The organism is Nocardia coffeae (assembly GCF_019890715.1).
Taxonomy (GTDB): Bacteria; Actinomycetota; Actinomycetes; order Mycobacteriales; family Mycobacteriaceae; genus Nocardia; species Nocardia jiangxiensis.
Genome location: NZ_JAINZY010000001.1, coordinates 1368120 through 1381573, shown reverse-complemented (window position 1 = coordinate 1381573; position 13454 = coordinate 1368120). Strand labels below are relative to the sequence as shown.

Below are 13454 nucleotides of genomic sequence, written 5' to 3'. Positions count from 1 at the left end.
CCGTGACGGCCACAGCCGCTCCGCGTCATCGAACAGCGGCGCACCTCGATGCGCACCGGGCGGCGAATGTGTTCTGCCTGCCTGGCAGTATTGCGGGGTGGCCGATCCCGCTGATTTCTCGTTCTCCATCAATGCACGTCTGGAGGGGCGGCACGGGCGGTCGGGGGTATTGCGGACGCCGCACGGGGATATTTCCACTCCGGCGTTCATTCCTGTGGGGACGAAGGCGACCGTGAAGGCGGTGTTGCCGGAGACGATGCGGGAGATCGGGGCGCAGGCGCTGCTCGCCAATGCCTATCACCTGTATCTGCAGCCGGGGTCGGACATCGTGGACGAGGCGGGTGGATTGAGCCGGTTCATGAACTGGCCGGGGCCCACGTTCACCGACAGCGGCGGATTTCAGGTGATGTCGCTGGGGGTCGGCTTCAAGAAGGTGCTCGCGATGGAAGCCGTCGGCGTGCAGAGCGACGATGTGATCGCGAAGGGGAAAGAACGTCTCGCGGTCGTGGACGACGACGGGGTCACTTTCCGATCGCATCTGGACGGGTCGAAACATCGTTTCACCCCGGAGGTGTCGATGGGTATTCAACACCGACTGGGTGCGGACATAATGTTCGCCTTCGACGAGCTCACCACATTGTTCAATACCCGTGGCTACCAGGAGAAGTCGCTGGCGCGCACGCACGAATGGGCGCAGCGCTGCATCGATGAGCACGAGCGTCTCACCGCCGAACGCACCCACCGGCCGTATCAGGCGTTGTTCGCGGTGATCCAGGGCGCGCAGTACGAGGACCTGCGCCGCAAGGCATGTCGCGATCTGGAGGCGTTGCGGGGAAGTGCCGGAACGGGATTCGATGGCTACGGGATCGGCGGCGCGCTGGAGAAACACAATCTCGGCACGATCGTCGGCTGGTGCTGTGACGAACTGCCCGAGGACAAACCACGTCATCTGCTAGGCATCAGCGAACCGGAGGATTTCTTCGTCGCCATCGAGAACGGCGCGGATACCTTCGACTGCGTGAACCCCTCCCGCGTAGCCCGCAACGCCGCCATCTATGTCCCCGAGGGCCGCTTCAACATCAACACCAGCCGTTTCCGCCGAGATTTCACCCCCATCGACGAAACCTGCGATTGCTACACCTGCGCCCACTACACCCGCGCCTACATCCACCACCTGTTCAAGGCGAAGGAAATGCTCGCCGCCACCCTCTGCACAATCCACAACGAACGCTTCACAATTCGCCTGGTCGACGATATCCGCGCCAGTATCGAGGGCGGCTACTACGACGAATTCAAAGCCGAGGCCCTCGGCCGCTGGCAGGGCCGTATCACGACGCCCACGATGTGAGTCGTCGACTCGTCCAGCATCTTCGAAGTCGGGTCGGTGTTTCCAGGTGAGCGCATCTCAGCTCATCGCAGCAGGATGGCGAGTACGTCGGGTGCGGTGAAGCGTCGGCCGTAGGAGCTGTCATCGTACTGGCGAAGGACATCGGCGGCGACCAGTTGGGCGACCAGGGTCCTGGCGCGGGCTGGGGTCACGTCGAGGTGTTGACTCACGTTGCGAATGGTGAAGATCGGTTGGGCGAGTGCGTAATCAACCAGTCGCACGGCGTTTTCCGCGCGCAAACCGGCCTTGCGCACCCTGGTCTTCAGTTCGTGCTGCATCCGCATCAGATCCGTGAGTTGCCTCGCGGTGGAATTCGCCGCCGCGCCCACACCCGTTGTGAAGAATCTGATCCATCCATCCCAATCGCCCTTCGTGCTGACCGCTAGCAGGCGGTCGTAGTACTCGGCGCGGCGGGCTTCGAACCAGGGGGAAACCGTGAGCGTCGGTTCCGACAGCACGCCCGACAGGTGCAACTGCAGCACGATGAGCAAGCGACCGATACGCCCGTTGCCGTCGTTGAACGGATGCAGGGTTTCGAACTGATAGTGCGCCATCCCCGCTCGCACCAGGGGATCGATCGCATCACTCGGGTGCATGAGCCAATCGATGCAGTCTCGAACCCGGCCTTCGAGATCGATGCCGGGCGGTGGCGGAATGAACCGAGCATCGCGTACGTGCGCGCCACGGTGGCTACCGATCACCACCTGTGAGGTTCGGATACGTCCGGCTTGGCGGGTATCGGCGGATGTGCCGTCGACCAGGATTCCCTGCATCGACTCGAGCAACCCGATGGTGAGTGGCCGTCCGTCGTCGACCCAACCGAACGCGTGCTCGGCCGCGATGACGTAGTTGAAGACCTCCCGCATCGCCGCATCGGCCGGACGCTCGTCGGCATCCACTCCCAGCACCTCCTCCAGCGGTGCGTAGGTTCCTTCCAGTGCGGAGGTGCTTTGTGCCTCCTGTCGTAGTGTCGGCTGGCGCAGCAATGCCGGGTTGGGCAGCTGCCGTGCGGATGCGTCCAGTGCAGCAAGGGCGGCTCGAGCGTTCGCGACCGCGTTGAACGTTGCCGTGCTCAGCTCGGGAGTCTCGATGGGTAGCGGTTCCGGGACGAAGGCGACATGAGACCAGGCTCCCCACCGCTGGTCCGTCCCATTGATGGGTACAAGGAAACCCGTGGGGCTGTCAGCGAACATTTCGGGGTGCACAATGAAAGTGTATGCCCACTTCTGTTGCTTTTCTGGCGTACATCGCAAGTGAATGGATACTTCTGTTGCTTTTCGGACTGATTTTCGCCCTGAAGCGCAACACTGTGACAGCGGGGACGAGGCCGGCGGTCCGTGTATTCGGGCCGGGATCGATGTCGGGTGGTCACATGTGCCTCGGAGTCGACGAGGCCGAGAACTCAGTGGCGCAACATCATTCGGACACCCGATCGCTCGGGTGTCCGAAATATATTGAACCTGAGTGGATTACCGCACGCGGGATCCTGATCAGCTGTACAGGGCGGGGCGGTCCAGCGGGCCGTAGCTAGGTTCGCGCTTCTTCAGGTAGGCGATGCAGCGGTAGCTGATCGGCATGACGATGACCTCGCAGAGGGTCTTCCAGATGAAGCCCACCAGAACGTAATTCAGGAATGCGCCCCAGGTGTTGATGCCGATGGCGGTGGCGGCGATGGAGCAGAAGACCAGCGTGTCGCCGAATTCGCCGGCGACGGTGGAGCCCAGCAGGCGGGCCCACAGGTGCTTCTCCTTGGTGCGTTCCTTGATCAGGACCAGCGTCACCGAGTTCAGGAACTGGCCGATGACGTATCCGGCCAGACCCGCGGCGACCAACTGCGGGGTGGTCCCGGCGACGGTGCGGAAGGCGTCCTGGTTGCTGTAGAAGTCGGCCGCGGGCAGGCCGATGGCGATCCAGAAGCACAGCACCATCAGCGCCAGCATGCCGAAGCCGTAGTAGATGGTGCGGCGGGCGGCCTTGAAGCCGTAGACCTCGCTGAGGATGTCGCCGATGACGTAGGCCAGGGGGAACAGGAAGAACGCGCCGTCGGTGGTGATCGGCAGGATCTCCAGCGGTCCGAGCGAGAGATGCTGCCCGCCGAAGAATTGCACGCCCTTGGTGGCGCAGATGTTCGAAATCATCAGTGTGGTGGTGAAAACCACCACGATCAAGGTGTAGGGACTCCCCACGGCTCGCGCGAACGACGCGTGCTCGGCCGCGGGGCGCCCAGACTCGTCGATTTCCGGCGTTTGTCTTGTTTCGCTCACGAGGTACTGACGATACCGGGAGTCGGGCGCCTTCGAATAGGCTGGACGAATGACGAATCCCGGCGATTCCGACGAGTGGTGGAAGCAGTACGGCGGCGAGGGTGTGTCGTCGGAGTCGGGGGGCCAGCCATCGGCGCCGCCGCCTCCGCCGTCCTACAACTCGGCTCCGCAGTATCCGGCCGCGCCGCCACCGCAGGCGCAGTCGTATCCGAGTTATCCCCAGCCGCCGATCCAGCCCGCCCCGCAGCCTTATCCGCCCGCGCTCGGCTATCAGCCCTACGGTGGTTATCCGCCCGTGCGCAGCTCGAACGGGATGGCCATCGCCTCGCTGGTCACCTCCCTCGCCGGGCTCGCGACCTGCGGTGTCACCTCGATCGTCGGAGTGATCCTGGGGTTCATCGCGCTGAATCAGATCAAGGAGCGCAATCAGGACGGTCGCGGGATGGCGCTGGCCGGGATCTGGATCGGGGTCGGCATCATCGTCCTGGTCGTCGCGTACTTCGTCATCGTCTTCGTCATCATCGCGAACACTTCGTCGAACACCTATTGAGTGCCGGGAGAACGACGAGGGGCGCACCCGTGATCGGGTGCGCCCCTCGGTATTTCGTGGTGCTGCGAGTGTTCGGCCTCAGCCCTTGATCACCTGGGTGCCGCCGGCGATCCGGTCGTGCCAGCCCTGCTTGATCGGGGACTGCTCGATGGTGACCATCATGACGATGATGATGACCAGCGCGGCGATCGATCCGATGCACCACAGCAGGTTGCAGATCGCGTAGATGTTGCGGATGAGCGCCTGCTGGAAATCCGGCTTCGGCGCACCGTTGGGGCCCAGGGTCCGCAGACCGAGGATCTTCTTCCCGAGGGTGAAGCCCTGCGTGGCCTCCATCACCGGGAAGTACAGTGCGCCGACCAGGCCGAACAGCAACCCGCCGACCAGCTGAGCGCCGAAGGACATGCCCATCGACATCTGGATGAGGAAGAAGAACAGGTACCCCGGGATGGACACGATGACCATGTCGATCAGCCGGGCGCCGATCCGGATGCCCAGTTCAGCGGGCTGCGCCCCCGGCGGCAGTCCCGGAACGCCCGGCATCCCCGGAAAACCGGGCGCACCCGGTGCGCCGTAGCCGGGCTGCTGACCGTAACCCGGCTGCTGTCCGTAACCCGGCTGCTGACCGTAGCCCTGCTGCTGCCCGTAAGGGTCCTGCTGCGGATACGGCTGTCCGCCGGTCTGCTGTCCGTAAGGCTGCTGCTGGCCGCCGGTCTGTTGTCCGTACGGCTGCTGCGGCTGTTGTTGTCCGTAAGGGTCCTGCGGTGCCCCCTGCGGATACGGCTGTCCCCCCTGCGGGTACGGTTGCTGGCCGTACGGCTGCTGCTGCCCGTAGTCCGGCTGGCCCGGGTAGGGCTGCTGACCGGCCTGCGGGTATGGCTGACCGTACGGCTGGCCGCCCTGGGGGTATTGGTTGGGGTCGTACCCACCGCTTGTCATATTTCGTGTAGTCCTCGTAGATGTGGTCGTGGCTTCGGACTCGGCGTACGTTACGGATTCCGGCTCGGTTCCACCACATCACCAGACGCGAGGATCCATGGTGTGGTGGGCAACACGGCGGGCGCGAATTGCTCGAGCAACTCGTGCGGGTGGTTTGCCCGAAATCCCAGCGAGTCCGCGAGCAGTGCGAATACCTGTTGCGGTGATTCGCCGAGCGCGCGCCGATCGGCAAGCGTGACCGCGCCGTCACGCTTGGCCAATCGTTTGCCGTCCTGATTGAGCACCAGTGGAACGTGTGCGTACCGTGGCACATTCGCGCCGAGCAGAGTGGCCAGATAGGCCTGGCGCGGTGTGGAGGGCAGCAGATCGTCGCCGCGGACCACCTGATCGATACCCTGATCGGCGTCGTCGACCACGACCGCGAGGTTGTAGGCCGGGGTGTCGTCGCCGCGGCGCAGGACGAAATCGTCCACGACGCCGCGATACCGCCCGCGCAGTCCGTCGACGATCTCGAACTCGGTTGTCCGCGAGCGCAATCGCAGTGCGGCGGGACGCCCGCCGGCGCGCCGGGCGGTGCGTTCGGCCTCGGACAGGTCGCGGCAGGTGCCCGGATACGCGCCCATCGGACCGTGCGGCGCGGCTGCGGCCTGCTGGATTTCCCTTCGGGTGCAATAACATTCGTAGGTCAGCCCGGCCGCGGTGAGGCGGTCGATGGCGGCGTGGTGCAGCGTGAGCCGCTCGGACTGCCGGACCACCGGCCCGTCCCAGTCCAGGCCGAGTGCGGCCAGATCGGCCAGTTGACGTTCGTCCGCGCCGGGGCGTACGCGGTCCAGATCCTCGATCCGGATGTCGAAGGCGCGTCCGGTGGACCGGGCGAACAGCCAGGCCAGCAGTGCGGTGCGCAGGTTGCCCAGATGCAGATCGCCCGAGGGGCTCGGGGCGAATCGGCCCGCGCCGCGGTGTGCGTCCATGTTCAGCCCCGTAGACGAGGAATCAGGTCATCCTCGGGAATCTCGCGTCCGGCGGCCAGATCGGTCAGCAGACGCTCGGCATGGGTGCGCAGACCTGGTCCGTCGACGTCGTACGGCAACGGCTCCGCGGCGTCCAGCCGCCCCACGGCCCGCTCGAGCAGTGTCCTCGCACCCTTCGGATTTCCGCGCTGGATGTGCGTCAGCCCGACCGCGTATTGGGCCAGTCCCTGCCACAGCATCCTTTCGGCGAACGGTCCGGACTTCCATGCGGCCTCCAGGACCTCATGTGCGTTGAAGGCCAGACCGTCGTCCAGGAGTCGCTGTGCGTAGTCCAGCGTCTCGTTCGGGGGCAGCTCGAGATCGTCCGGAATCCGCTCGACACCGGGGCTGCCAAGCGGTAGCGGGCGCCCGAAACGGTCGCGGGGTCGGGCATTGCGGGCATGTCCGGCATCGTCTCGATCGCGTCGCACCACGGCTCCATGATCCACCGTGCCGGCGGCGGGTGCCGGTCCGGGCGGATCGGCGTGGCGGAACGTCCGTCGAATTATGTACCTAATAATGTTTGCCCGACTCGAGAAATATTTGCTAGCTATAATTGCGCAAACAATAATGATGGTTCCGGTCTGGGAAGATATGCATGGTTGGATTCGAAAAGAGGCCAGCGCAACATTGCGGAAACCTGCTAGTGTGCTCAAGGGGGCGAGCCCCCGCAAGGTGCGGAAAGTGGACACGCACCGCGAGTCATGCAGTGTGCAGACTGCGCCACGCAGGCGTAGTAACGGGGTTTTCCGTCTTTTCGAGGTGATCCCGCTGTCGGAACGAATGAAATCAGCTAATTCTCAGGCTCGAAGCAGTGAAGGAGTAAGTGCCGTGAAGGTTGATACGACCGATGCCGTGTGGTTCAAGAGCAGACACAGTGGTCCCGACGGAAACTGTGTCGAGGTGGCGTTCCTCGGCGACGGCAATGTCGCCCTGCGGGACACCAAGGATCACGGCCACGGTCCGGTGTTGGGGTTCACCCCCGGCGAATGGGATGCGTTCGTCGCGGGGGTGACGGATCGGCTGTCGGGGCGAGCCTGACCGGCCGATAGTAATCGACACATCAGGCCCCGGGCCGTGCGGCTCGGGGCCTTCGCGTGTGCGGATCAGTCCCCGTTCCCGGGCTTTCCGGAGTGCGGACCGATGCGGCTTCGCAGCACCGCGAGTTGCTCGTGTTCTCGATTGCGGTCGGCCGCCTCCAGTTGTGCGGCCTCTACCTGCGGGTCGGCGCGCAGGAAGCTCCCCGGGCCCGGTTTGCCGGAAAGACCCAATCGGTTCATTTTCTTCGGAATGGCCGCTCCCTGATATTCCAGCGGAATCGGATGTCCGTGTTCGTCGACCGGGCCCAGCGGCTGATGGATCTCGATGTATTCACCGTGCGGCAGCCGGCGCACGATTCCGGTCTCGATACCGTGCTCGAGCACCGCGCGATCGCTGCGCTGCAGGGCGATGCACATCCGGTAGGCGAGCAGGTAGGCCAGCGGCGGCGCGATCAGCAGGCCGATGCGGAAGGCCCAGGTGGTCGCGTTGAGGGAAATGTCGAATTTCAGGGCGATGATGTCGTTGACGCAGGCGAGGGTGAGGACCAGATAGAACGTCAACGCCATCGCGCCGATCGCGGTGCGCACCGGGACGTCGCGCGGACGTTGCAGCAGATTGTGCCGCGCGTGATCCCGGCTCAGGCGTTTCTCGATCCACGGATAGCCGATCAGCAGCCCGAAGACCACGCCCATCATCACCGCGACCGCGAACGGTCCCGGAACGGTGTGCCCGAACGGGTACATCTCCCAGGCCGGGAACAGCCGCAGGAATCCGTCGGTCCACATCATGTAGAAATCCGGCTGGGTGCCCGCCGAGACCTGAGACGGGTTGTAGGGCCCCATGTTCCAGATCGGATTGATCTGCAGCATGCCGCCCATCAGTGCGACGATGCCGAGGGTGAACATGAAGAACGCGCCCTGATCCGCGGCGAACACCGGGACGATGCGCGCGCCGACGACATTGCGTTCGGTGCGTGCGGGTCCGGGGAACTGGGTGTGTTTCTGATACCAGACCAGCGCCACGTGGGCTGCGATGAGCGCTAGCATGATGCCGGGCAGCAGCAGTACGTGCGCGATGTACAGACGCGGAATGATGATCGTGCCCGGGAAATCGCCGCCGAACATCAACCAGTGCAACCAGGTTCCGACCACCGGGGTGCTCATGGTGATGCCCGCGAACGCGGCGCGCAGGCCCGTGCCGGACAGCAGATCGTCGGGCAGCGAATAGCCGAAGAAGCCCTCGAACATGGCCAGGATCAGCAGCAGTGCGCCGATCACCCAATTGGCCTCGCGCGGTTTGCGGAACGCGCCGGTGAAGAAGATGCGGCACAGGTGCACGATCATCGAGGCGGTGAAAAGTAGTGCGGCCCAATGGTGTACCTGCCGCACGAACAATCCGCCGCGCACGTCGAAACTGATGTTGAGCGCCGATTCGTAGGCGCGTGACATGGCGACGCCGCGCAGTGGCTGATAGGCGCCGTGATAGACCACCTCGGTCATCGACGGGTCGAAGAACAGGGTCAGATAGATGCCCGACAGCAGCAGAATGATGAAGCTGTAGAGCGCGATCTCGCCGAGCAGGAACGACCAGTGCGTCGGAAAGACCTTGTTGATGGAACGTTTCGCGAAATTCGCCGCCCGATATCGCTGATCCGCCGAATCGGCCTGCGCAGCGAGTGTTCGGCCGATGCGCCCTTCTCGTACTGCCATGGCAGTCACCCCGCCCCGGGAGAGAGATTGGTTATGCTTCTACTACAGAGCGTAGCACTTCGGGATGTCGAGATCGATGGGCTTTTTCGGCCGAAATCGGCACTTGGATATCGTCGTCGGGTGAACTCGCTGGCGCCGCAGGATGCGACGAGATACTGGCTGTCCCGCCGGACGGTCAACGATCTGTTCCTGCTGTACTGCTTCACCGATGCCGGACATTCGTTCGAGCAGTTGGCGGACGAGGTGCTGGGGCGTGCCGCGAACATCCCCGATCTGTGTGTGCGGCTGCGGGAACATCGGTTCGCGTATCCGGAGTGGGTGCCGTGTGCGGTGTCGGCCTCGCAGATCTCCGAACCTGTCCTGGGTGCCCCGATCTGGTCGAATGTCATTGCGGCAGTGGAGGAAATGCTGTCACATGGCGTTCGAGCCGACGAGCATCCCTGGCGCCTGCACCTGTTTCGCGGCATTCGAGATGCGCCGGGTGGCGATGTGCCCGCACTGGTTGCGGTACTTCAGCTTTCGCACGCGCTGGCCGACGGACGTCGTTCGGCCGAGATCGCGCGGGCGCTGTGGGGTGACGCCCCCGGACCGGGCTCGGCTCGGCAGCAGTTGGATGTCGCGGAATCCAGCATTGCGCCGATCAGATCGGCGTGCAGAGTGGTACTCCGGCCGGTGGAAGCCGTTGCGCTGCTAGGGATGCCGGTTGCGTTGGCCCGCACGGTGAGTCGCGGACTGGGTGCCGAACGGGCCCGGCGGGAACTCGAAGCGCTCACCCATCAGGGCGAAATTCCCTCGCCTGCAACAGATTTTCCGCTGACCCGGATGAACCACCCGCCTGCGCCGAGTTCCCACGCGATCCGCATGCTCGTCCGCGAGGATCTGCGTGTCCCCGGCCACACCGTGACCGTGGTGGCCGCAACGGCGATATCCCAGGCCCTGTCCCGCTACCTGGCCGACCACGGCGAACCGAATGTGCTTCTCGGCGCGCAGGTCTCGATGGCCCTGCCCGCGGCCGACGCGCAGCCGACGAGGCTCACCTTCCGGCGACGTCGGACCCACCCGCGCAACAACTATGTCGACCTCGCCATCGAACTGCCGGCGCACGAACCCGACCCCCACCGCCGCGCCGACCGCATCGCAGCCGACCTCGCCGCCCGCCGAACTCGCGCCCTGCACCCCCTCATGACCGCCCGCAACGCGGTCACCGAGGTGATCCCCGCCCCCGTACTGCGCCGCGACATCGCCGGATACCCCCTCGACCTCACCCCCGAAGCCCTCTCCGGCCACACCGTCATCTCCAGCGTCAACCGCGGCCCCGCCGACCTGACCTTCGCCACCGCCCCCGTCCGCTGGACCGCCGGATTCCCCGCCCTGGGGACGGTGATGCACCTGACTCACGGCATCCACGGCCTCGGCAACACGGTAACCGTCTCGATCCACGCCGACCCCGACGTCATCCCGGACATCGACACCTACACTGCCCTCCTCGACACCGCCCTCACCGAGACCGTGGCGGCCCTGCGCTCTTGATTCGCAGCCGGAGCGTCCGATGCGCAGGATCCGTCCACACCGCGCGCGGTAGTCACACCGGCCGTGTAGAAAGCGGCGCGGGACGCGACCCCCAGCCTCGTGAATGGGAAAAGAGCCCAGTGAATGGGAAAACTCCCTGGTCGGATGCCGACGTACGGCTTCCGACCAGGGAGTTCCTGGCGGAGGATAGGGGATTTGAACCCCTGAGGGCGTTAACCCAACCCGCGTTCCAGGCGAGCGCCATAGGCCACTAGGCGAATCCTCCGGTCAGCAATATACCGGTTGACCCCCTCGGCGCACCAAACCGGCCTGTCGGAGGGGGTTCGGAGTCATTTGTGCAGGCCCGTGAGGACCTTCTTGAGCTGGTCCTTGCAGGTGGTTCCGGCGTCCTCCGTGCTGGGGGCGCTGTCGGCGTCGATGCGCAGCTCGATCTTCACCGAGACGTTGGAGTCCATCGCCGCGCAGGTGTAGTTGAGCACGTTGAAACTGGAGTAGTTCCGCTGCTCGATCGCGTAGTAGGCCTGCTGACCGATACCGGTGATGTCACCCGAGCTGCGACCGCTGCCGGTGGTCTTGGTGTCGGTGTCCTTCCACATGTTGTAGTCGGGCGAGCCGTACTTGCTCTGGAACTCGACGTCCAGGGACAGCTGGGAGCTGTCGGTGCTGTACTTGCCCGCGCCCTCGTACGAGCCGTCGCAATCCAGCGAACCGCCGCCGATGCTGCTGTCGGGTGCGCGCTCGGTGTGCGTCGGGTTGGGTTTGGCCGTGGGCGCCCACTTGCTCAGCACCGTCAGGTCGACCAGGCTGCACGCGTTGGTGACGCTGGACATGCTGTAGTCGCCGTCGACCTTGTTCTTGCCGAGGACCGAGTTGGAGCTGTCGTCGCCGCCGGCCACGGCCACGATGCCGATGACGACACCGATGACGACCACCAGACCCACCACACCGCCGATGACCCACAGCGCGGCATTGCTCTTCTGCGGCGGACGCGGCGCGAAGGACGGCTGCTGCGGATAGCCGCCGGTGAACTGCGGCTGTTGCTGCTGCCCGGTGTAGCCCATCTGCGGCTGGGCGACGGGTTGCGGCGTCGGCTGCGAAGGCGGCTGCGGGATCGCGGTCGGCTGCGACGCCGACTGGGCGTAGGGCTGCGGGTTGTACGCCTGCGGGTTGTACGGCTGCTGGGTGTAACCCGAGGCGCCGTAGCCCTGGCTGCCGCCCATGATGGTCGGGTCGGTGCCGGTGAGCGGTGTGCTCGAACCGGTGCTGGCCGGTGTGGACCACCATTGATTGGAGTCGTTGGGCGGCTCGTCCTGTGGCGGAGTGTTGTCCGTCATATTTTCCTTCCCTCCGGGTGTGGTAGCCGAAGCCCCCTCGGAACGTCGGACAGATCGTAGCGACTCCACCGCTCCCGCGTCTCCCGCGTTTGGCGGGGGCGCATGCGGACCGAATCCCGGCGGACCGCTACACTGGCCAACGGATCCCGCGCGGCGCGCATCCTGTGAACTCCCCCAGGGCCGGAAGGCAGCAAGGGTCAACGGGCTCTGCCGGGTGCGCGGGGTCCCCTTATTACTCGCCGGTCCGGTCCAACGAGGCCCCGATATGGCGCACTCCCCGTAGCAAACCCTAGTAACGTGGACTGCTGGACCGGCGCGGGCCGCGTCCGAGAACAATCCCCACGCTGCTTGGAAAGGCTGTTGAGTGATGCCCCGGCAAACGCAGATCGGTTTGATGAGCCATGCGGAACTCGTGTCCGAACACGAGACGCAGACCGCGAACTACGCGAAGCTCGAGACCGAGAAGCTGACACTGGATCTCACCCGCGGTAAGCCCTCGCCGGAGCAGCTCGACCTGTCGCTGGACCTGCTCGCCCTGCCCGGCAACGAATTTCGCGATGCCGCCGGGACCGACCTGCGCAATTACGGTGGCCAGCAAGGACTTCCGGAGTTGCGTGCGATCTTCGGTGATCTGCTGGGCATTCCGGTGGCCAATCTGCTGGCCGGAAACAACTCCAGCCTCGAGCTGATGCACGACGTGCTGACCTTCGCCCTGCTGTACGGCACCGCCGATTCGCAGCGCCGCTGGGTGGACGAGCCGGTGGTCAAATTCCTGTGCCCGAGCCCGGGATACGACCGGCACTTCGCGATGACGCAGGCGCTCGGTGTGGAGATGATCCCGATCGCGATCGGCCCCGACGGCCCGGACGTGCACGCCATCGCCGAGCTGGTGGCCGCCGACCCGCAGATCAAGGGCCTGTGGGCGGTGCCGAACTACGCCAACCCGACCGGTGTCACCTTCTCCGAAGAGGTTGTCCGGGAACTGGTTTCGATGCCAGCGGCGCCGGACTTCCGGCTTTTCTGGGACAACGCGTACGCGGTGCACCCACTGACCGACACCACCGAACCCTCGCTGGATGTGCTGGGCCTGGCCGCCGCGGCCGGAAACCCCAACCGCCCCTACGTATTCGCCTCCACCTCGAAGATCACCTTCGCCGGTAGCGGGGTGAGCTTCCTGGGCGGCTCGACCGCCAACCTGGACTGGTACCTGAAACACGCCGGGAAGAAGAGCATCGGCCCGGACAAGATCAACCAGCTGCGGCACGTGAGGTTCTTCGGCGACGCCGACGGCGTGCGCGCGCACATGCAGAAGCACCGCGCGATCCTGGAGCCGAAATTTGCTCTGGTGCTGCGGATTCTGGAGGATCGTCTGGGCGCGTCGAAGATCGCGTCGTGGACCGAGCCCAAGGGCGGCTACTTCATCAGCCTCGACGTGCTCGAGGGCACCGCCGCGCGGGTCGTCGCGCTGGCGAAGGCCGCCGGAATCGCGCTCACCCCGGCGGGTTCGGCCTTCCCGTACGGAAAAGACCCGGACGACAAGAACATTCGCATCGCGCCGAGCTTCCCGCCGCTGGGTGATCTGGAGAAGGCGATGGACGGCCTGGCCACCTGCGTGCTGCTCGCCGCCACGGAGAAACTGCTGTAGATCCGAGGCGAACGGGGTAGTGAGACCGAAGACCGGTACTCGCTA

General features: G+C 65.1%; 12 protein-coding genes, 1 tRNA gene and 1 other RNA gene. 6 read left to right on the top strand and 8 right to left on the bottom strand.

Features of this window, described 5'->3' with window-relative positions; all coding sequences use genetic code 11:
* Positions 1 to 97 precede the first annotated feature (97 nt).
* Entirely contained in the window at positions 98 to 1348 is a 1251-nt protein-coding gene (gene tgt / locus K7711_RS05890; RefSeq protein WP_222965502.1) for a tRNA guanosine(34) transglycosylase Tgt, read from the top strand.
* A 62-nt stretch (positions 1349 to 1410) separates the two neighbouring features.
* Here tgt and K7711_RS05885 read toward each other — a convergent pair whose 3' ends face one another.
* Positions 1411 to 2592 (bottom strand): Fic family protein, encoded by a 1182-nt coding sequence (locus tag K7711_RS05885; RefSeq protein ID WP_222965500.1) that lies wholly within the window; start codon positions 2590 to 2592, stop codon positions 1411 to 1413.
* A gap of 285 nt (positions 2593 to 2877) precedes the next feature.
* On the bottom strand, positions 2878 to 3651 hold the full coding sequence (locus K7711_RS05880; protein ID WP_222965498.1) for a queuosine precursor transporter: 774 nt from the start codon (positions 3649 to 3651) through the stop codon (positions 2878 to 2880).
* A gap of 49 nt (positions 3652 to 3700) precedes the next feature.
* On the opposite strand from K7711_RS05880, the gene K7711_RS05875 reads away from it, so the two are divergent.
* Positions 3701 to 4201, top strand: a complete 501-nt coding sequence (locus tag K7711_RS05875) for a DUF4190 domain-containing protein (protein WP_222965496.1) — start codon at positions 3701 to 3703, stop codon at positions 4199 to 4201.
* Positions 4202 to 4279: 78 nt separating this feature from the next.
* On the opposite strand, the gene K7711_RS05870 is transcribed toward K7711_RS05875, so the two are convergent.
* The 3 genes from K7711_RS05870 to K7711_RS05860 are packed head-to-tail and all read right to left on the bottom strand — an operon-like array spanning position 4280 to position 6584.
* A complete protein-coding gene (locus K7711_RS05870; protein ID WP_222965494.1) occupies positions 4280 to 5140 on the bottom strand; it encodes an RDD family protein in 861 nt (286 codons plus the stop codon).
* Between the two features lie 50 nt (positions 5141 to 5190).
* Positions 5191 to 6111 (bottom strand): tRNA glutamyl-Q(34) synthetase GluQRS, encoded by a 921-nt coding sequence (gene gluQRS / locus K7711_RS05865; protein WP_222965492.1) that lies wholly within the window; start codon positions 6109 to 6111, stop codon positions 5191 to 5193.
* Positions 6112 to 6113: 2 nt separating this feature from the next.
* Positions 6114 to 6584, bottom strand: coding sequence for a DUF309 domain-containing protein (locus K7711_RS05860; RefSeq protein ID WP_222965490.1), 471 nt, complete (start codon positions 6582 to 6584; stop codon positions 6114 to 6116).
* 397 nt (positions 6585 to 6981) lie between these two features.
* Between K7711_RS05860 and K7711_RS05855 the strand changes: the two genes are divergently transcribed.
* The gene (locus tag K7711_RS05855; protein WP_040817468.1) at positions 6982 to 7191 is read left to right on the top strand and encodes a DUF397 domain-containing protein; all 210 of its coding nucleotides are present in this window, start codon (positions 6982 to 6984) and stop codon (positions 7189 to 7191) included.
* A 65-nt stretch (positions 7192 to 7256) separates the two neighbouring features.
* On the opposite strand, the gene qcrB is transcribed toward K7711_RS05855, so the two are convergent.
* Positions 7257 to 8900 carry a cytochrome bc1 complex cytochrome b subunit gene (gene qcrB, locus K7711_RS05850; RefSeq protein ID WP_222965488.1) on the bottom strand — a complete coding sequence of 548 codons (1644 nt, stop codon included), beginning with the start codon at positions 8898 to 8900 and terminating at the stop codon, positions 7257 to 7259.
* A gap of 120 nt (positions 8901 to 9020) precedes the next feature.
* Here qcrB and K7711_RS05845 point away from each other — a divergent pair, with 120 nt between their 5' ends.
* Entirely contained in the window at positions 9021 to 10430 is a 1410-nt protein-coding gene (locus K7711_RS05845; protein ID WP_222965486.1) for a WS/DGAT domain-containing protein, read from the top strand.
* Positions 10431 to 10607: 177 nt separating this feature from the next.
* On the opposite strand, the gene K7711_RS05840 is transcribed toward K7711_RS05845, so the two are convergent.
* Positions 10608 to 10695 (bottom strand) — tRNA-Ser (locus K7711_RS05840).
* A 64-nt stretch (positions 10696 to 10759) separates the two neighbouring features.
* Positions 10760 to 11764 (bottom strand): hypothetical protein, encoded by a 1005-nt coding sequence (locus K7711_RS05835; protein ID WP_222965484.1) that lies wholly within the window; start codon positions 11762 to 11764, stop codon positions 10760 to 10762.
* Between the two features lie 138 nt (positions 11765 to 11902).
* On the opposite strand from K7711_RS05835, the gene ffs reads away from it, so the two are divergent.
* An RNA gene (ffs, locus tag K7711_RS05830) (signal recognition particle sRNA small type) lies at positions 11903 to 11997 on the top strand.
* A 134-nt stretch (positions 11998 to 12131) separates the two neighbouring features.
* A complete protein-coding gene (locus K7711_RS05825; RefSeq protein WP_222965482.1) occupies positions 12132 to 13409 on the top strand; it encodes an aspartate aminotransferase type Ic in 1278 nt (425 codons plus the stop codon).
* Positions 13410 to 13454 lie beyond the last annotated feature (45 nt).